The sequence below is a fragment of the Serratia sp. JSRIV002 genome, assembly GCF_019968725.1.
Classification (GTDB): domain Bacteria; phylum Pseudomonadota; class Gammaproteobacteria; order Enterobacterales; family Enterobacteriaceae; genus Chania; species Chania fonticola_B.
In genome coordinates, this window is the sequence record NZ_CP074143.1 from 3,863,608 (window position 1) to 3,882,923 (window position 19,316).

The 19,316-nt window shown below is 53.2% G+C and carries 15 protein-coding genes and 1 tRNA gene; 8 read left to right on the top strand and 8 right to left on the bottom strand.

Translation table 11 applies throughout. From position 1 onward, the window contains the following. Positions 1 to 4: 4 nt before the first annotated feature. Genes KGP26_RS18130 through yejF form a run of 3 tightly spaced genes read left to right on the top strand, consistent with a single transcriptional unit; the run spans position 5 to position 3,718 of the window. Entirely contained in the window at positions 5 to 1,099 is a 1,095-nt protein-coding gene (locus KGP26_RS18130; protein ID WP_021805871.1) for a microcin C ABC transporter permease YejB, read from the top strand. Further along, entirely contained in the window at positions 1,096 to 2,121 is a 1,026-nt protein-coding gene (locus KGP26_RS18135) for an ABC transporter permease (RefSeq protein ID WP_021805872.1), read from the top strand. The genes KGP26_RS18130 and KGP26_RS18135 overlap by 4 nt, the downstream gene beginning before the upstream one ends. A 1-nt stretch (position 2,122) precedes the next feature. Beyond that, positions 2,123 to 3,718, top strand: coding sequence for a microcin C ABC transporter ATP-binding protein YejF (gene yejF, locus KGP26_RS18140; RefSeq protein WP_223664372.1), 1,596 nt, complete (start codon positions 2,123 to 2,125; stop codon positions 3,716 to 3,718). Between the two features lie 9 nt (positions 3,719 to 3,727). Here the strand turns inward: yejF and KGP26_RS18145 are convergent, their stop codons facing one another. The 3 genes from KGP26_RS18145 to rsuA form a co-directional block, all read right to left on the bottom strand. Continuing rightward, on the bottom strand, positions 3,728 to 4,072 hold the full coding sequence (locus KGP26_RS18145) for a YejG family protein (protein ID WP_021805874.1): 345 nt from the start codon (positions 4,070 to 4,072) through the stop codon (positions 3,728 to 3,730). Between the two features lie 771 nt (positions 4,073 to 4,843). After that, complete coding sequence (locus KGP26_RS18150; RefSeq protein ID WP_021805875.1) at positions 4,844 to 6,040, bottom strand: Bcr/CflA family multidrug efflux MFS transporter; 1,197 nt, start codon at positions 6,038 to 6,040, stop codon at positions 4,844 to 4,846. 30 nt (positions 6,041 to 6,070) lie between these two features. After that, entirely contained in the window at positions 6,071 to 6,784 is a 714-nt protein-coding gene (gene rsuA, locus KGP26_RS18155) for a 16S rRNA pseudouridine(516) synthase RsuA (protein ID WP_021805876.1), read from the bottom strand. A 285-nt stretch (positions 6,785 to 7,069) separates the two neighbouring features. Between rsuA and KGP26_RS18160 the strand changes: the two genes are divergently transcribed. Next, positions 7,070 to 8,827 carry a DEAD/DEAH box helicase gene (locus tag KGP26_RS18160; protein WP_021805877.1) on the top strand — a complete coding sequence of 586 codons (1,758 nt, stop codon included), beginning with the start codon at positions 7,070 to 7,072 and terminating at the stop codon, positions 8,825 to 8,827. A gap of 150 nt (positions 8,828 to 8,977) precedes the next feature. Continuing rightward, a complete protein-coding gene (gene rplY, locus KGP26_RS18165) occupies positions 8,978 to 9,262 on the top strand; it encodes a 50S ribosomal protein L25 (RefSeq protein WP_024486231.1) in 285 nt (94 codons plus the stop codon). Between the two features lie 83 nt (positions 9,263 to 9,345). On the opposite strand, the gene yejK is transcribed toward rplY, so the two are convergent. Then, positions 9,346 to 10,350, bottom strand: coding sequence for a nucleoid-associated protein YejK (gene yejK, locus KGP26_RS18170; RefSeq protein WP_223664373.1), 1,005 nt, complete (start codon positions 10,348 to 10,350; stop codon positions 9,346 to 9,348). Between the two features lie 161 nt (positions 10,351 to 10,511). On the opposite strand from yejK, the gene KGP26_RS18175 reads away from it, so the two are divergent. From KGP26_RS18175 to KGP26_RS18185, 3 genes are all read left to right on the top strand, one after another. Continuing rightward, positions 10,512 to 10,739, top strand: a complete 228-nt coding sequence (locus tag KGP26_RS18175; RefSeq protein WP_021805879.1) for a YejL family protein — start codon at positions 10,512 to 10,514, stop codon at positions 10,737 to 10,739. 9 nt (positions 10,740 to 10,748) lie between these two features. Next, the gene (gene yejM, locus KGP26_RS18180; RefSeq protein WP_115158166.1) at positions 10,749 to 12,533 is read left to right on the top strand and encodes an LPS biosynthesis-modulating metalloenzyme YejM; all 1,785 of its coding nucleotides are present in this window, start codon (positions 10,749 to 10,751) and stop codon (positions 12,531 to 12,533) included. Between the two features lie 75 nt (positions 12,534 to 12,608). Next, a tRNA-Pro gene (locus tag KGP26_RS18185) sits at positions 12,609 to 12,685 on the top strand. 342 nt (positions 12,686 to 13,027) lie between these two features. On the opposite strand, the gene KGP26_RS18190 is transcribed toward KGP26_RS18185, so the two are convergent. From KGP26_RS18190 to KGP26_RS18205, 4 genes are all read right to left on the bottom strand, one after another. Then, the gene (locus KGP26_RS18190) at positions 13,028 to 14,350 is read right to left on the bottom strand and encodes a phage tail protein (RefSeq protein ID WP_223664374.1); all 1,323 of its coding nucleotides are present in this window, start codon (positions 14,348 to 14,350) and stop codon (positions 13,028 to 13,030) included. Positions 14,351 to 14,364: 14 nt separating this feature from the next. Then, positions 14,365 to 15,390, bottom strand: a complete 1,026-nt coding sequence (locus tag KGP26_RS18195; RefSeq protein WP_223664375.1) for a DUF6453 family protein — start codon at positions 15,388 to 15,390, stop codon at positions 14,365 to 14,367. Continuing rightward, positions 15,387 to 18,590 carry a host specificity protein J gene (locus tag KGP26_RS18200; RefSeq protein WP_223664376.1) on the bottom strand — a complete coding sequence of 1,068 codons (3,204 nt, stop codon included), beginning with the start codon at positions 18,588 to 18,590 and terminating at the stop codon, positions 15,387 to 15,389. Before KGP26_RS18200 ends, KGP26_RS18195 begins: the two co-directional genes overlap by 4 nt. A 63-nt stretch (positions 18,591 to 18,653) precedes the next feature. Beyond that, positions 18,654 to 19,277, bottom strand: a complete 624-nt coding sequence (locus tag KGP26_RS18205; protein WP_371824920.1) for a tail assembly protein — start codon at positions 19,275 to 19,277, stop codon at positions 18,654 to 18,656. Positions 19,278 to 19,316 lie beyond the last annotated feature (39 nt).

The window sequence follows — 19,316 nt, forward strand, 5'->3', positions numbered from 1 at the left end:
TCAGGTGGCCGCTTATCTGATACGCAGATTACTGCTGGTGATCCCCACGCTGTGGGCGATCATCACCATTAACTTTTTCATTGTGCAAATCGCCCCCGGTGGACCGGTCGATCAGGCCATTGCCTCTATTGAGATGGGGCAAACCAGCGGCTTTGGCGGCGGTGGCGCAGGTGAAGGCCTAGGGCATATGAAGGCCGGCGCGGGCAACGTGGCCGAAGGCCAATACCGTGGCTCACGCGGCCTGGATCCCGAAGTGATCGCCGAGATCACCAAGCGTTACGGTTTCGACAAGCCGCTGCACGAACGCTATTTCACCATGCTGTGGAACTATATGCGCCTCGATTTCGGCGAAAGCCTGTTCCGCGGGGCCTCGGTAATGCAGCTAATTGGCCAGAGTCTGCCAGTTTCCGCGACCCTGGGGCTATGGAGTACGCTGATCATTTATCTGGTGTCGATCCCGCTGGGGATACGCAAGGCCATCCACAACGGCAGCGCCTTTGACACCTGGAGCAGCACGCTGATTATCATCGGCTACGCCATTCCGGCATTCCTGTTCGCCATCCTGATGATCGTGCTATTCGCCGGTGGCAGCTATCTGGACTGGTTCCCACTGCGCGGGCTGGTTTCCAGCAATTTCGACACACTGCCGTGGTACGGTAAAATCACCGATTATCTGTGGCACATTACCCTGCCAGTGCTGGCTACGGTGATCGGTGGCTTTGCCGCCCTGACCATGCTGACTAAAAACTCGTTTCTTGATGAGATCCGCAAACAGTATGTGGTCACCGCCCGTGCCAAAGGGCTGGACGAGAAGAAGATCCTTTACCGCCACGTGTTCCGTAACGCCATGCTGCTGGTGATCGCCGGTTTCCCGGCCACCTTTATCAGCATGTTTTTCACCGGTTCGTTGTTGATCGAAGTGATGTTCTCGCTCAACGGCCTTGGGCTGTTGGGCTACGATGCCACCCTGCAACGCGACTATCCGGTGATGTTCGGAACGCTCTACATATTTACCCTGATCGGCTTGCTGTTGAATATCGTCAGCGATATCACCTATACCCTGGTCGATCCGCGCATTGATTTCGAGGGCCGTCAATGAGCCGCTTAAGCCCCATCAATCAGGCCCGCTGGGCACGTTTTCGCAGCAACCGCCGTGGTTACTGGTCGCTGTGGATTTTTCTGTCTGCCTTTGCACTGAGCCTGGCCGCCAACCTGATCGCCAACGACCGGCCGTTGCTGGTGCGCTATGAAGGCCGGCTGTATGTGCCTTTTATGGTCAACTACAGCGAAACGACCTTCGGCGGGGAACTGAATACCACTACCGATTTTCAGGATCCCTTTGTTATCAAGCAGATTGAGCAACACGGCTGGGCTATCTGGGCCCCGATCCGCTTTAGCTACAACACCATCAACTTTGCCACCAAAGTGCCCTTCCCGTCGCCGCCGTCACGCCAAAACCTGCTCGGCACCGACAGTAATGGCAGCGATGTGCTGGCCCGGGTGCTGTACGGTTTCCGTATCTCAATGCTGTTCGGGCTAGCGCTAACGCTGTGTTCCAGCGTGATTGGTATCTGTGCGGGAGCGACGCAGGGCTATTATGGCGGCCGATTCGATCTTTGGGGGCAACGGCTGATCGAGGTTTGGTCGGGGATGCCGACGCTGTTCCTGATCATCCTGCTGTCCAGCATCATCCAACCCAATTTCTGGTGGCTGTTAGGCATCACCATCCTGTTTGGCTGGATGAGCCTGGTGGGCGTAGTGCGTGCCGAATTCCTGCGTACCCGTAATTACGACTACATTCGTGCCGCCAGAGCGATGGGCGTGCCGGATCGCGTGATTATGTATCGTCATATGCTGCCTAACGCCATGGTGGCCACGCTGACCTTCCTGCCGTTTATTCTGTGTGGTTCGATCACCACCCTTACCTCTCTCGATTTCCTCGGCTTCGGCTTGCCGCTCGGTTCGCCTTCGTTGGGTGAGCTCCTTTTACAGGGCAAAAACAACCTGCAAGCTCCGTGGTTGGGCATTACCGCCTTCCTGGTGCTGGCGGTGCTGCTCTCACTGTTAATCTTTATCGGCGAAGCGGTGCGCGACGCCTTCGACCCAAGCAAGGCGCATTAATATGACCACTCCTCTGCTCGCTATTCAGGATCTCAGCATCGCCTTCCGCCAGGGAGGCAGCTTGAATCAGGTGGTCAACGGCGTCTCGTTACAGGTGGAACAAGGGGAAACGCTGGCGTTGGTGGGTGAATCAGGCTCAGGCAAAAGCGTCACCGCCCTCTCCGTGCTGCGGCTGCTACCTTCCCCGCCGGTGGTGTATCCCGGTGGGGATATTCTGTTTAACGGCAACTCACTGTTACATGCATCGGAAGCCGAACTGCGCAAAGTACGTGGCAACCAGATCTCAATGATATTCCAGGAGCCGATGGTGTCGCTCAACCCGCTGCACACCATCGAAAAGCAACTGGCCGAAGTGCTGATGCTCCACATGGGTATGCGCCGTGACAGCGCCCGTGCCGAAATCATTCAGTGCCTGGATCGGGTGGGAATACGTAACGCCAAAGCGCGCCTGAAGGACTATCCCCATCAACTCTCAGGCGGAGAACGTCAACGCGTGATGATCGCCATGGCGGTGTTGACCAAGCCCAAGCTGTTGATTGCCGATGAGCCGACCACCGCGCTAGACGTGACCATTCAAGCGCAGATCCTGATGCTGCTGAAAGAGTTAAAGCAGGAGCTGGGGATGGGATTGCTGTTCATCACCCACAACCTGAACATCGTGCGCCGGTTGGCGGATAACGTGGCGGTAATGCGCCAAGGGTTGTGCGTAGAACAAAATAGCCGCGATGGGCTGTTTAGTGCCCCACAACACGCCTATACCCGTCAGTTATTGGCTGCGGAAGACGTAGGCGAGCCTCTGCCACTACCTGCCAACGATAAGCCTATGCCACTGCTCAAAGTGGAACACCTGCAGGTCAGCTTCCCGATCAAACGTGGCCTGTTACGGCGTATCGTCGATCAGAACTACGCGCTGAAAGATCTGAGCTTCGAAATACAGCCTGGGGAAAGCGTGGGCCTGGTAGGCGAATCGGGTTCAGGTAAGAGCACGACTGGCCTGGCGCTGCTGCGCTTGTTGAGCTCCAAAGGTGCGATCTGGTTTGATGGCCAACCGCTGCATCAGTTCAATAACCAGCAGATGTTGCCTTACCGCAGCCGGATGCAGATCGTGTTCCAGGACCCCTATTCCGCGCTGAATCCACGCCTGAACGTGCTGCAAATCATCGCCGAAGGGCTGGAGATCCACCAGCAACTGACCGCAGAGCAACGCGAACAGCGGGTGATTGAGGCGTTGGAGGAAGTCGGATTGGATCCGGCCCTGCGCTATCGTTATCCCACGGAGTTTTCCGGTGGGCAGCGACAACGTATCGCCATCGCGCGTGCGCTGATCCTGCAGCCGCAGCTGTTGATCCTGGATGAACCGACGTCCTCACTGGATAAATCGGTGCAGGCACAGATCCTGACGCTGCTGAAGTCGCTTCAGCTCCGTCACCGGCTGGCCTATCTGTTTATCAGCCACGATTTGCAGGTGGTACGATCGTTGTGCCATCAGGTGATCGTACTGCGTCAGGGAGAAGTCGTGGAGCAGGGTAACTGCCAGACGATTTTCAACGCACCTGCTGCTGCCTATACACAGCAGTTATTGCAGTTGGTTGATTAGCGGCATCATTCAGAAGGGGTACTGCGCGCTGAGCTGCTCGGCAATCGCCGCACCGACGTTTTTCAAGCGGCACATGGCGGCACTTTCATCACATTGATGAACGAACAGGCAAGGCTCGCCTTCCCATTCAACAATGGAGCAGTTGACCTGGATCTCTTGCAGAGACAGGTTGAGCTGCTGCATGACCCGCCAGGCTTCGCGCCCGTCATGGCTGAGCAGCTTGAGGCCGATCAGATCGTTATCTTCGTCTATGCCGCTAAGCGGAATCGGTTCAACCTTGCTGCCGGTAAAACCTGATAGCCAACGATAACTTTGCGGCAAGCGATGCACTACCGAAAGCTGGAAACTGTCCACATGAAATCCCTAGTATGAAAAGATGAAACACTTTTTACATCACAGGATGACTTAGTTATAGCCGGGATCATCCGACTTTGCCGCCTACAAATGTTATTTTAAAGTAAAATTTGCAACAAACAATTAACCACATCCTGCGCTTGCTGATATCACTCAGTTTTTCTCCACCGTAGAAGGTTCTCTCACGGCGTTTTGCGACTCAGCTCGCATTTTTGCGTTATATGTAACCCTTTCCCGCCGCGATCTCAACATTTTTTTCTTGCAATGCGGTTACTTTACAATCGGTATAATTTTACATTGTGCAAACATCTCGCTCAAATACCCAAGGCAGGTTAAATCAATAATATTTTGATTTAAAACAATATTAGTCCGATTAGTCGCCAAAGAAATGCCCCATCAGCCAACGGGTTGCACCTCTGGCCACCAGGGAAAATAACGCCGTCATATTTAACAAAAAAACTACAGTTCGTTTGGCCGACGTTTAGTTAGCCTGCATATATTTAGCAACAAACTTAAACTTGCAAGCAGGCAGATTAGGGGCTAATTGCATTTGATCTCCCTCTCCCCAAGGAGAGGGAGCTGGTGCGGAGCTGTAATCAGGTGCAGGATTTAACCTATGGCACATCCGGCCCCGAGGGAGTCAGGTGTTGTGGTAGGGTTCAGGCGTAAAGTGGTGGCACATTCATTGGAAGAGCCAAGGTGATCTCAGTATCGATAAAATAGCTCGATCGGTCCCCTCTCCCTGTGGGAGAGGGCTAGGGTGAGGGGTAATCAGGCAGGATTATTGCGCGGACGGCTGGCATAAAAATAGAACAACACCGCAACGATGCTGCACAGAGCCATCGATGAAACCATCGGCCACGCGCTCTTACCTGGGGCCAAGGACAGTATTGCCCCAACCAGCGCGCCAATGCTGAAGCGCAACGTCCCGGCCAGTGAAGAAGCGGTTCCCGCCATATGGGGGAAATCGTCCAGGATCACTGCCATCGCGTTAGACGAGATCATGGCGATACAGCCGAGATAAACCGCCACCCCAAGCACCAAAGCCCAGAAACCCAGCCCGCTGGCGGTGACGGCCAGCAACCACACGCCCATCGTCAATTGCACAAACAGACCAAGACGGAACATTTTTACTGCCCCTAGGCGTCGCACGTTGCGGCTATTGATCAGGGTTGTCAGGAACAGAAACACGATGTTCAGCGCAAAGTAATAGCCAAAATGCTGCGGTGAAACGTTATTCAGCTCGATATAGACAAACGGCCCGGCGCTGAGGAAAGAAAACATCCCGGCAAACGAGAAAGCACTGGCCAGCATATAGCTCAACACGCGCTTGTGGCGGAACAACGAGCCGAAATTCCTCAGCGTGGTACGCAGATGGAATTTTTGCCGCCGCTCCTTGGGTAACGTCTCCTTGATAAAGAACGCCACCAGTACCGACCCCAACAACGCCGCAGCCCCCATGGTCCAGAAGATGGCATGCCAGCTGAACCATAGCAGCAGCACACCACCGATCATCGGAGCCAGCAATGGCGCAATGGTCATCACCAGGATCACGAACGACATCATGCGTGAGAACTCATCCTTGGTGAACATGTCACGCATCAGGGCGTTGATCACTACGCTTGCCGCCGCTGCGGCCAGGCCGTGCAGGAAACGCAGGTTGATCAGTTGCTCCACGGATTGGGCCATCGCACAGGCCCCACCGGCGATAGCAAAAATCAGCGTGCCCCACAGGATCACCGGCTTGCGACCAATGCTGTCGGACATCGGCCCATAGAACAGTTGGCCAACGGCAAAGCCCAGCATATAGGCGCTGAGCGTCATCTGCACCCGGCCAGACTCCACGCCAAACTCCTGGGCGATTATCGGCATGCTGGGCAAGTACATGTCGATCGCCAACGGCATCAGCATGGACAGCAGGCCCAGAATAAAGATCAAACCGAGGTGAGAGGTCCGGTTCTGTTGCACGTTCAACGACTCCTTGGTCGGTCGCAAAAATTAATCCAGCAGGTGCGGTGCGCCTACGCTGGCAATCTCTTCTTCGGTCAGCGGGCGATATTCCCCAGGTGCCAAATCGTCATCCAACACAATGGCGCCAATGCGCTCACGGTGTAATTCGATGACCCGGTTACCCACGGCTGCAAACATGCGCTTCACCTGATGGTAACGCCCTTCGCTGATAGTCAGGCGCACCAGGGTATCTTCGATTTTTTCCAACTTCGCTGGCTTGGTCAGATTTTTTTCGTTATGCAGCTGCACGCCTTGCTCGAACTGCTGAGCGGTATCGGCGGCCAACGGATGTTCCAACGTCACCAGATAGGTTTTCTCACACTCGTGGCGCGGTGAGGTGATACGGTGCGACCACTGGCCGTCATCGGTCATCAGCACCAGGCCGGTGGTATCAATATCCAGCCGCCCTGCCGCATGCAGCTTGTACGCAACGGGTTCATCCAGGAAATAGAGCACGGTTGGATGATCCGGATCGTCGGTTGAGCACACATACCCCTGTGGCTTATTGAGCATGAAGTAACGTGGCCCGTTCAGCTGTGACAACACGTTGCCATCAAACCGCACTTCCTGTTCCGGAGCCAGCTTGAGCGCCCCGCTCTTGACCACTTCACCGTCTACGGTGACACGTTTTGCACGGAGTTCACGCGCTACCAGCGCACGGCTGATACCCAACTGCTGAGATAAAAACTTGTCCAGTCGCATTGAATCTGCTTTGCCTGTCGTTGTTATGATCGCATTGATCTGGTTGCTAAATATGACGCCCCGCTGTCGCACCAGGTGCAGAAAACAGGTTCGAAGAGGATGTTCGCGTAGGGAAGCCGCTTAGTATAGCGACGGAAACGATGCCATAACAGGGGTAATTTCCATGCTTCTCGCACTGCGTAGCCGCAGAGGGCATAATAATAGAAATTTTTCCGCCGTCTGAGGAGCAAAATGTCACAATTTCAGTGGAATGTTACAGCCCACTTCAGCGAGCGATACTAACGCATGGCTTTTACCCTACGCCCCTATCAGTTGGAAGCGGTCGATGCCACCATCAAGCATTTCCGCCAACATCCTGAACCGGCCCTGATCGTACTGCCAACCGGCGCAGGCAAAAGCCTGGTGATCGCCGAGTTGGCAAAACGCGCCCGTGGCCGGGTGTTAGTCCTGGCTCACGTTAAAGAGCTGGTGGCGCAAAACCATAGTAAATACTGCGCTTACGGCCTGGAGGCCGACATCTTCGCCGCCGGGCTTCAGCAAAAAGAGAGCAGCGGCAAGGTGGTGTTTGGCAGCGTGCAATCGGTAGCACGTAATTTATCGCTGTTCGACGGTGCATTTTCCCTGCTGATCGTCGACGAATGCCACCGCATCAGCGACGATGACGACAGCCAATACCAACAGATTATTCAACACCTGCAAAAAACCAACCCACAGCTGCGCCTGCTTGGTCTGACGGCCACCCCTTACCGGCTGGGCAAAGGCTGGATCTATCAATATCACTACCACGGCATCACCCGTGGCGACGGCAACAGCCTGTTTCGCGACTGCATTTATGAACTGCCGTTGCGCTATATGATTAAACACGGCTTCCTGGTGCCGCCAGAACGGCTGGATATGCCGATCGTGCAATACGATTTCAGCCGCCTGGAGGCCAGAAGCAACGGCCTGTTCAGCGAAGCGGATCTTAACCGCGAGCTGAAACAGCAAAACCGCATTACGCCCCACATCATCAGCCAGATCGTTGAATACGCCGAAACCCGCAAAGGCGTGATGATTTTTGCCTCCACGGTGGAGCATGCCCGTGAAGTGCATGGCTTGTTGCCAAGCGGGGAGGCGGCGCTGGTCAGTGCAGAAACTCCCCCCGGCGAACGCGACGCACTAATCGAAGCCTTCAAGCAACAGCAGTTGCGCTACCTGGTCAACGTGGCGGTGCTGACGACGGGTTTCGATGCGCCTCATGTCGATCTGATCGCTATTTTGCGGCCCACCGAGTCTGTTAGCCTGTATCAGCAGATCGTCGGGCGCGGTTTACGGCTGTCCCCAGGCAAGACCGACTGCCTGATCCTGGACTACGCAGGCAATCCCCATGATTTGTTCACGCCGGAAGTCGGCGTCAGCAAACCCCACTCAGACAGCCAACCGGTGCAGGTCTTTTGCCCTGGCTGCGGTTTTGCCAACCTGTTTTGGGGTAAATGCACCGAGAACGGCGACATCATCGAGCACTATGGCCGTCGCTGTCAGGGCTGGCTGGAAGATGATGAGGGGCATCGCGAGCAGTGTGACTATCGCTTCCGTTTCAAATGCTGCCCGCACTGCGGCGCAGAGAACGACATTGCAGCACGCCGCTGCCATCAGTGCCAGGAAGTGCTGGTCGATCCGGATGATATGCTGAAGGCCGCATTGAAGCTGAAGGATGCGCTAGTCCTGCGCTGTGGCGGAATGGAACTGCAAAGCGGCAAGGACGACAAAGGGGAATGGCTGAAAGCCACCTATTATGACGAAGATGGCACCAGCACCAGCGAACGGTTCCGCCTGCAAACGCCCGCACAACGCAAGGCCTTCGAGATGCTGTTCCTGCGCCCGCACCAACGGGCACCAGGCGTCCCCTTCGGTTGGCAAAACGCAGCGGACATTCTGGCTCAGCAGGCGCTGTTGCGCCATCCAGACTTTGTCGTCGCACGTAAACGCGGCCAGTTCTGGCAAATACGTGAAAAAGTTTTTGATTATCAGGGCCGCTTTCGCCGTGCCAATGAGCTGTATTAGGCCCGAGCGGCAGGTTTTCATTGCCCAGCGAGCGGCTTTCCGTTAAAATGCCGCCCGCTTTACCTGGGTTCGCCCAGTGTGAAAGCAGGTTATCGAGCCTGTTACTGGGTCGCCTGTAGCAGGGTAAATTTTCTTTTAAGAGAAAAAACAATGTTCACTATCAACGTACAAGTACGTAAAGACCAGGGTAAGGGTGCGAGCCGCCGCCTGCGTGCAGCAAACAAATTCCCAGCTATCATCTATGGTGGCGAAGAAGCTGCGATTGCTATCGAACTAGACCATGATTCTGTCAAGAACATGGAAGTTAAACCAGAATTCTACAGCGAAGCCGTAGTTTTGGTTGTCGACGGTAAAGAAACCAAAGTTAAGGTTCAGGCTGTACAGCGTCACCCGTTCAAGCCAAAACTGGCTCACATCGACTTCGTTCGCGTTTAATCGCCACGTTATCGATTTTCGGGACGCCGAAGTGAAAAACGCCGCAATTGCGGCGTTTTTTATTGGCTATCATTCTGCGATGCTTACCTGCCGCCCGTGCGACGTTGCAACTGATCGCGCAGATTCGGTGGCGTACCTCTGATCGTCAGGGTATCGGTGGCCGCATCCCAGAAAATGCGCTCCCCCAGCAGCATCGCATCAAAGTTCAGGCTGATACCGCCGCCGCTGCCGGCAAATTTGGTCAATTGGCGTAACGTGCCGCGATCCGCCGGGAAGCTATCTTCCAGTTCGTAGCCCTGTTCGCTGGAAAACTGCAGGAAATCCTTCTCGCCCACCGGGGCTATCTCTTTCGACAGTTCCTGCAGCTCAATCTCTTCACCGGCCTGCAACTGCTCATTACAGTAGCTGTAAACCTGCTGACGCACCGTCTGGCGTTCGTGTTTGCCTAGTTGAGCATCGGCACAGTAATCATCCACCGCCTGTAACAAGCCACGGTTTTGCGCTTTGGTATCCAGCCCTTCCGACGCCGCCAGGAAATCCATAAAGAAATCGGAGACCTTGCGCCCTACCCGCCCTTTGAGGAATGTCAGGTAGCGAGTCGATTGCGGGTTGGTTTCCCATTCGGTCAGATCGATACGCGCCACAATGTCCGCGTGGTTGATATCCAGATAGTGGGTGGTGCGGATATCCAACTCTTCATTGACACGCGTACTGTTGCAACTGTTCAGCACCGTGATCAGCAAGTATTCCACCGCCAGATAGCGGTAATGAGCGAACAGCACCACGCCACCGTCGGCAAACGGATATTTGGCCAGTTCGTCGCGCAGACGGCCGGTGGCAGCACGGCTAAATGCGAGGAAATCGTCATCACCCTTACGGCAGTTACGCAACGCGTCCGCCAGTTCGCTCTGCTCGTTGAACAGGCCGTAAGCCTTACTCTTGGCGCTGTAAACGCGATGCAGCTCTGCCATCATCTCTTCCACCGCCGCATTGGTGGTAAGAAGGGAATCGCGCAACACCACTTCCAGCGTCTGCTCATCGCGTTTTACCAACTGGTGCAGTGCAATCTGCTCGATATCCAGACTCATGATCAATCCTCCTGTTCTTTGAGCGCGTATTCAAGCACTGACGAAGCCGAAAGACAACGGGCATGGCAATGCCTTAACGATCTTCACGCTATAAAAGAGCGGAAAATCACGGCCCCATACGGTAAGATATGGGACTTTGTCGAGCTTTGAGCACAATATTTATGCCACAATCATCTCGTTATAGTGACGAACACGTTGAACAACTGCTCTCTGAGCTGGTCAACGTTCTGGAAAAACACCATACTCCCACCGACCTCTCTTTGATGGTTCTGGGCAACATGGTAACCAATTTGATCAACACCAGTATTGCTCCCGCACAGCGGAAGACACTGGCCAGATCGTTTGCTGAAGCCCTGCAGGCTTCTATCCGTGAAGATAAAGCGCATTAATAATTACTTATGGTGACAAACCGTCAGCGTTATCGTGAAAAAGTCTCCCAGATGATTAGCTGGGGGCACTGGTTCGCCTTATTTAATATTCTGCTCAGTATCGGGTTGGGCAGCCGCTACCTGTTTGTTACCGACTGGCCGTCCTCATTGCTGGGGCGAGTCTATGCGTTGGTCAGCCTGATTGGGCAGTTCAGCTTTATTGTCTTTGCCGCCTACCTGCTGATCATCTTCCCGCTCACCTTTGTGGTGATGTCGCAGCGCCTGCTGCGATTTATTTCCGCGACGTTGGCCACCGCTGGGCTGACGTTGCTGCTGGTCGACAGCGAAGTCTTTACCCACTTCCACCTGCATCTTAATCCGGTGGTGTGGGAGTTGGTTATCAACCCGGACCAAAGTGAGCTGGCGCGAGACTGGCAGCTAGTGTTTATCTGCGTGCCGGTGATATTCCTGATCGAAATGCTGTTTGCGACCTGGAGCTGGCAGAAACTGCGCAGCCTGAACCGGCGCAACTTCGGCAAACCGCTGGCGGTGCTGTTCATCTGTTCGTTCTTTGCTTCGCACCTGATTTATATCTGGGCGGATGCCAATTTCTATCGGCCGATCACCATGCAACGCGCCAACTTACCACTCTCTTACCCAATGACCGCGCGTAAGTTCCTGGAAAAACACGGCCTGCTCGATCAGCAAGAATATGAGCGCCGCCTGATGCAACAGGGCAATCCAGAAGCGGCTGCCGTTGAATACCCGCTCAATAGTCTGAACTACAGCGATAAAGGCAGCGGCTACAACCTGCTGATGATCGTAGTGAACGGTGTGCGTACCCAGGATATGGCGCAAGACATGCCAGGCCTGAGCCGCTTTGCCCAGGAAAATATCCGCTTCAGCGACCATTACAGCTCCGGTAACCATGCGGACACCGGCCTGTTTGGCCTGTTCTACGGTATTTCGCCTACCTATCTGGATGGCATTCTGGCCGGGCGCAAACCGGCCGCGTTGATTAGCGCGCTGAGCGATCAAGGCTATCAGTTCGGCCTGTTCTCTTCAGACGGTTTCAACGCCACGCTTTACCGCCAGGCACTATTGACCGATTTCTCGCTCCCGCCGGAACCGTTCGTGCAGAGCGATGCTGCCACCACGCATCAGTGGCAGAGCTGGTTGGCCACACAGAGCGGAAATAGCCCCTGGTTCTCCTATATCAATTTCAGCGGTGCAAAGTTCCCAGAAGGCGACAATAAGCTCTCGCCGGAAGCCTTTACCCAGCTCTATCGTACTGGCGCGAAAGACGTCGATGCGCAGATCGAGCAGGTGCTGGCAACGCTGAAAGAAAAAGGCCTGTTGGATAAAACCGTGGTGGTGATCACCGCTGAGCACGGCATAGAATTCAACGATACCGGTAAAGGCAACTGGGGAGCAGGTAGCAGCTTTAATCGCAGCCAGTTGCAGGTTCCGTTGGTCATTCACTGGCCAGGCACCCCGGCACAAACCATCAATAAGCTGACCAATCATAACGATGTGATGCGCACGCTGATGCAACGTCTGCTGCATGTGAAAACACCGGCTAACGACTATTCGCAGGGCGAAGACCTGTTTGCCGCACAGCGTAAAAACAATTGGCTCGCCACCGGCGACGGCACCCAGTTGGTGATCACCACGCCAACGCAGACGCTGACATTGGATGGTAATGGCAACTACCGTGCCTACGATCAAGACGATAACGAGATCAAAGACGAGAAACCCCAGCTAGCCCTGCTGTTACAGGTGCTGACGGATGTAAAACGCTTTATCGCCAACTAACTGCTTAAATCTAGAGCAATCGGTGAGGTAGCTGCTTGAATTTACATCCGAAAACGGTAGTATAGGGTTCTGCGTCGGCATGTAGCGCAGCCTGGTAGCGCACCGTCATGGGGTGTCGGGGGTCGGAGGTTCGAATCCTCTCATGCCGACCAACTATTTATAGAAAAACCAACCGCTTAGGGTTGGTTTTTTTATTAACAAAATCTTCACATGGTAAAATGATGGTAAAATGGTGGTAAAATTGCCGACAAGCCATCGCCTTTCTGCACTTAGGTTCCTCCTCTTTTTAGCCGTTAGATCGCCGTCTTAATTGCAGCTCCACGCTATCAATAGTGCCGGGATTTCTCCCTGCGCTGCGATCATTCCTTGGGTTCTTCGGTCGGTGCTGGCGTTTCACACTGTGCAAGCTCCGAATACAGCTCATCCAGGGCGGCATCTCGACACGCAGATCAATCCAGCGACCACCTGGGATATCCATTGACCAGCCTGACTTTTTAGTCAGCTAATGCCGACTCTGGTATGGGGATTGAATCATCCGGAACATATTCGGCGAATTGACTGTTTGGAACGTTTAGGCGAACCATTAAAAACTTACCTTCAGGGATATCGATGCTGTCACCATTGGCGTAACCGTCAATGTTATTCTGCAACGCAGAAATGGGACAATCATTTGTCCTGTGGTACGTCTTGAATATAATTGAGCCATACTTTTTCACTTCATAGTCCACCCACAATAATGCACTGCCGTTTTCGTCCTTGGGTACTTCGAATTTCCAACCATTATCGTTATAAAAACCCAAACACCCATCAACGTGATAAATGCCTACATCAAGCCGCTTGCAGGTAACTCCCTCCGACTCCATATTGTTTTTGCAGGTGCCATCCCGATAAATACTCGTTATTGGCGAGGCTTTCTTAATAAATCCATTACCATCAACAACTGTATTAAAACTATGCCAAATGACTTTGTGCATTACCCAGCCTTCGCGAAGGTTGCCACATGATACTGATAGATGGTTTGCTGTTGATGCCATGTTAAACGCAGCATAAACGTCTTCTGTTCGGCACCATATCGACGGTCCCCAAGCAGGAGTATACCATCCGTCACCGTTGTCATTTATTGGCGCATTGTTTCTAAAGGCTGTAAGGCCACGCTCGCCAAGTTCATTAAGTAGGTAATTAACATTATTGCTATTAATGGTTTTAAATCCTTTATAACTCCCCCCCAGCCCCCATGCGCCATTTAACATGATTTGATTACTATTGGCACCTACGTTAGCCGTTGCTGCGGTTCCCAGGCCAAGGCTAGTACGAGCTGCTGCTTTATCGCTTAAGTCAGATAGATTTTTATCTTTTGCTAACTTACCTGCGGTTGTCTCCGCTACTGTATTAATATCATTTCTTAGAATAGATAATTGTCCTGCGTAACCTCGCCATGCTGGCCCGGTGAACGTGCTGCCATCGGGCAACTTGACCGTGACATTACCCGTGCCGCTGAATACCTGCTGCCAGTTGTCTTTGTCATAGTTCAGCCCGCGCAGCGCTCTTGATGCTTCAGCGACGAGCTGAGCGGTGATTGAGTTCTGTGTTTCACGCGGCACGGCTGACCATGCTGCTCCGGCTTGCGTAGGTCCATCGTAGACGCGGACTAGCGTCACCTGCGTCGCGTTATCGACGGTTTTCACCGGCAGCGTATACGTAATGCCACCGACAACCGCTACAACAAAATCACCGGGCTTCAGTTCTGTTATGAACGCCGTACCCGCGCCTTTAACGGTAGCCGAGTTGGTCGTGAGCGTGATAGTTCCTGCTGGCATAGCCTGCCCCTTATTTAAAGACTAAAATAATCTGCGGCGTCCAGTACGGGCAGATTGATTGTTGTCAGACGATACTGAATATTGATTTTGCTATGGTCGTAACTGTTGATGTATTTCGTGCGCCATGCAGTAACGCCACCGCCAGCCATTCGCATTCCAGCATGGCGATAATCAAGATAGTTATTCGATAGATTCATACCATCATGAATACCAAGGCGGCAGAGTGGGACCAGCGGCTTTGCTGTCGCCATGAGGGGGTATGCATAGTTACCCGGTATGCGCTGCGTGTTTAATGAATTACCACGATAAAGCATCGGTGCATTATCCGACGAGAAGGTGCACTGGCCAGCAGCATTCCAGATTGCCAATCCGTAACGCGGAGGAACCGGATAAGAGCCGTTTGAAAAGATGCATATCCACATCTGGCAATCAGCACTGCCGTCGCTGATGACATCTCTACCTGCTTCTCTATAGACATTCACAGTCATGCTTTCACGGTCAAAATCCACAGCGCGATCATCACGATCCCAGTAAGCAAATACAATCGCGTTGGCACGATCAGGAATGTCGGGGATTGCCCAGGCACCGCGCACGGTAACAACACCACGCCAGACGCATTTCCCCGCAACGCCCAGATCGTTAATTTCGCTGTAATCTGTTGCATCGATAAGCTGGAGTCCATAACGAGGTACACCTCCAGCTCCTGATACCTGAAAGGCATCAAACTCGATGGGACGCCTGCCTTTGTCCTGCCTGGAATTAAATCCATCAAACCAGGCATGCACTGTACCTCCCGATATTTGCACACCACTGCATGATATTACTCTGGGAACCGCGCCTGTTTGAATAATGGCAACCGTTCTTCTTGGGACAATAAATAATGAGGCTCCAGGCGAGAGGTCCGGGTATGACCATGTTTCTCCGTTTTGGTCAAACTCTGGGTTAAAAAAGCCACGATAGGCGCAGGCTTTAGAACCGTTACTGATATCTACACCCGCGCCACCATCTTTGGGATAAACTACAAGTCCGTATCGGCTCAATATATCCTCCCGAGCTTTGTTCTTATTTGCCCTGCACCGTCGTAAACTGCCACACCATCGTTATTGACAACAGTTCGTCCAAGCCCAGGTACTGAACCATTGATTTCAACATAACCATTCCTAAAGCCCAGCTTCATTCCAACGCTTCCGGGGGAGTAATTATCTGACTGGAGATAATCCGTAATTTGAGCACCACCGATTGATGCATGCTTAATTTTTGCAGAAGTAATTGATGCATCCTGAATAAATGCATCGCTGATAAACACCTGCCCGTTAACCACAGCAAAAGGCGAATATTGATTACTGCCACTACCACTCATCAGTACGAACTGATTGGCATTAAATCCAACGCGAGTTACTACTGGCTGGCCAGCTTGCGCCAATACCGCAATAGACATCCCGGCGCTGTAATACACGCCATTTATCTTTACACCGGCTTTCAGCGTATGCACCGCCGTTGCGCCAGCAACATCAACCGTCGCCGTCAGTTTATCTTCCAGAGCCGCGGTAACGTCCCCGATCTGCGCCTGCACCTGCGTCGACATTTCAGCAAATGCCTTATCAACCTCAGCAATCGTTGTTTTGACAACCAGGATATCGGCACGCACTTCGCCGTACTGCGCCCACTGGTGATCCACAGTGGCGTTATTGGCCAGTGCGTTCTGCAGGATTGCGTCGATATTCGTGTCGATCTGGCTGGTTAAGCGATCTCCATCAGCTGACGACATAAAGCCATCACCAATATTTTCAAGATAATCCCCTCCATTGGCGTTGGATTGCCCCCGCATCCACTCAATCCAGTCGCCCTGGTTTCCTGTGCGATCAACCAATCGCGCGCGATACCAGAATTCCTGACCCGCTTTCAGCCCTGATTGTTCATAACTGCGCTGCGGATAGGGTACGTCTGAAAGCAGCATGGCGTTATTGCCCGCGGGGTTATCAGCATATTGAATTTCCGTCTTAAGCGTATCTTCAGCACCCGAAGGAAATCCCCAACTGAGTGCTATCCCCCACAATAACGGCGATGCAGTAAACCCCACAGGCTTGGGTGGCTTCCCTTCCTTGCCGTTAAGCTGCGTTTCCATGGCATTTGCCCAGATACTCGAAATTTCAGCAGCGTTAATCGCGCGGACGCGGGATTGATAGCGGCCTGCGTAAATGCCAGCAACTTCGAAACCTAGCGTTGATGTACGGGGGCCGGGTATCCAGTTGCCATTATCACGCCGCCACTCCGATTCGTAAGCGATCGCCCCTTCGACCGAATCCCACGTAACGCGCAATGTGGTTACTGCCAGCCCTTGGCTTACCTTTGTAAAGCTGCCGATCTTAACGTTCTGCGGTGGAGCCTGAACACCTGGCGGAATGATAGAGATAGGCCTGTCCTCCAGGCGAGCACCGCTATCAATATGCGCGTATTTATCAGGCTCGTGCTGGCTTGCTGTTATTGAGTAAGTGTTGTCCCCGTTGTCGCTAATGCCAGTTACGCGGTATTGCTGAATAGCCAGATCATCCGCATCAACTGACCAAGCAGATTCAGCTGCAGGCGCTTCACTGTAGCTCACTGTGACTGTCACGACATTGCCGCTTACTGCTTGCACAGTTCGCGCTTGAGATACACCAGACGGCAAGTTAATGATCAGCCGATCGCCGGGTTTTGCCTCTGGCTTACGGTCGAGCGTTAAGCTTCTACCTGACACCGAACGAATGCGGCCACCGATTACCCTGCCGGCTAGCATCTGATCGGCAACTCCGATAATGTGGCCAGGCAAAGGGATTGCACCGTCCAGCCCCACGGAAAAGGAGATCACTCGGTCTTTGCTGTTTGTCAGCAGCGCCCAGCGCCCGCGCCGGTTAGCCTCGCTTTGGCGGGTGCATCCAATAGCAGTGAGCTCAGTCTGGTTTACCCCGTACCGTCGGACCAAGCCGTTATCCGATACAGCCTCTACAGCATCGGCATAATGATTATCCGGATCTGACCAGCTCACCATAGCGGTGGTATAGCGTGTGCGCTCACTCGATGCGGCGTAGGAAAACTTGCCTTTGATAACGTTAGCGCGGGTATAGATGTAATCAACATCACGAGGCATGTCAGCCAGAGCAACCAGTTGATTCTGGCCCCAGTAGGTCATACCCCGGAAGATTGCGGCCAGGTCAGTTAATACCGTCCAGGCCTCCTCTCTCGACTGAATATAGATATCACAGAGAAAGCGCGGTTCGGTTCCGTTGCCACCACGCCCATCAGGAACGGGCTGATCGCAATACTGAGCAATCCGGTAAAGCTCCTCCTCTTTAATCTGCGTTGAGTCAATCCGATCACCAAGCCCGTACAGGTCAGATAAAAGGATGTCGTAGAACACCCAGGCAGGGTTATTGCTGTGTGCCCACTTAAAACCACCGTACCAGGTACCCGTATAGGTGCGGGCAACCGGGTCGTAATTATCTGGTACACGGATGATGCTCATCTTCGGCTTGCAGCTGATTTTTGGGATGTTCGGAAACTGCTTGGAATCGAACTCAACAAACAGCAACGCCGTTTTGGGGTAACTTAATTTGGCATCAATGATTTCAGTAAGCGCCGAAACGTTCATTGCGTCAGTTACTCGAGCGCTGGCCGAGTCGGGGGTAATTCTACGGGCTCGAATTTGCCAGCCCGTAGACGCTTTGGGTAGGTTGATGCGGTGCGAGCGCTCATAAAGCGTCGTGGTTTTTCCATCGACAGCCGTCTTCAACATCTCCTTGTAAGCCCCGCCATCAGTCGCCAGATCAATCGCATACTCTACGCGTGTGCCGTTAACGTCGCCGTTATCCTCTTGGCGTATTAAGTTTGCCCAACCGAACCGGATACGCACGGCAGAAAGCTGCGTGTTGCTGATCGAGCGAACCCAGGGAGTGGCACTTTTCAGCGCAGTGTTTACCGTGGTTTCATTCTCTACAGCAGGAACACCCTGAATGTATTCCTGGTGCTGAGTACCAGAACGGAATTCCCAACTCACACCGCCGAAATTATCCGTCCCATCATCATTAGTGATCGGGGTACCATCAAGATAAATATTCTTTCCGTCTAACCCACCAGCCCACTCCCCATTGCCGAGCGCTAGCAATATTTTGGCGCGAGCAATGGACTGAATACTGTCAGGGGATTCCACAGGCGTGTGACCGCCGCCGCTGCCACCCTTGCGGCCTTTAATTAGCTTTGTCATATTTTTCCCATAACAAAAAACCGCAAAAGCGGCATTCAATTGAAGGTGATTTTTATTTAGTGATTACATCTGGTCTTCGGTATATATCCCCGCAGAGATAACCGCGCCACCGATTTCACGACAGCCATAACCCACGGCAACAGGATTACCCTGCGCGGTAGTGTTTACTGGACTGCCGAAGGCGTAGCTGGGTTTGTTGTCTGGGCTTTCTCGCATTCGCAAGCCGCCCGCCTGAGGGGATAGCATCTGGACAAGGCCGCCCAGCGCCATAGCCCCGCCAGCCATTGCTAAGCTGCTCGCTGTTGAAGCTGACATTAAAGCAGTTCCACCTATTACAGGATTCCATAAAGCGAGACCAACCAACGCTACACCAAGGATGGTCTGGAACAGTCCGGCGCGTTTACTGCCGATAATTACCGGAACAAGGTGAATATCCTCATTACCTTTCGTCATTTCCAACTCGGCTTCGGCAATGTTACGCTTCTGCTTGTTACCAACGAACACCGCAAAGGTTAAGCCGCGCTTGTGCGCTTCGGCCATGTACCGCTCAAACCCATCAAGTAAGCTTTTAGCCGCTGACATCATCTTGGGAACATTGTGGGCCTTATACTTAAAATTACGCCCAAACCGCTCAATCAATGGGCCATGAAAGACCATTTTACGTATAGGTACATCGATAAAAGCCATATCTTTGCTCTCCAATAAAAAAACCCGCTATTTTAGCGG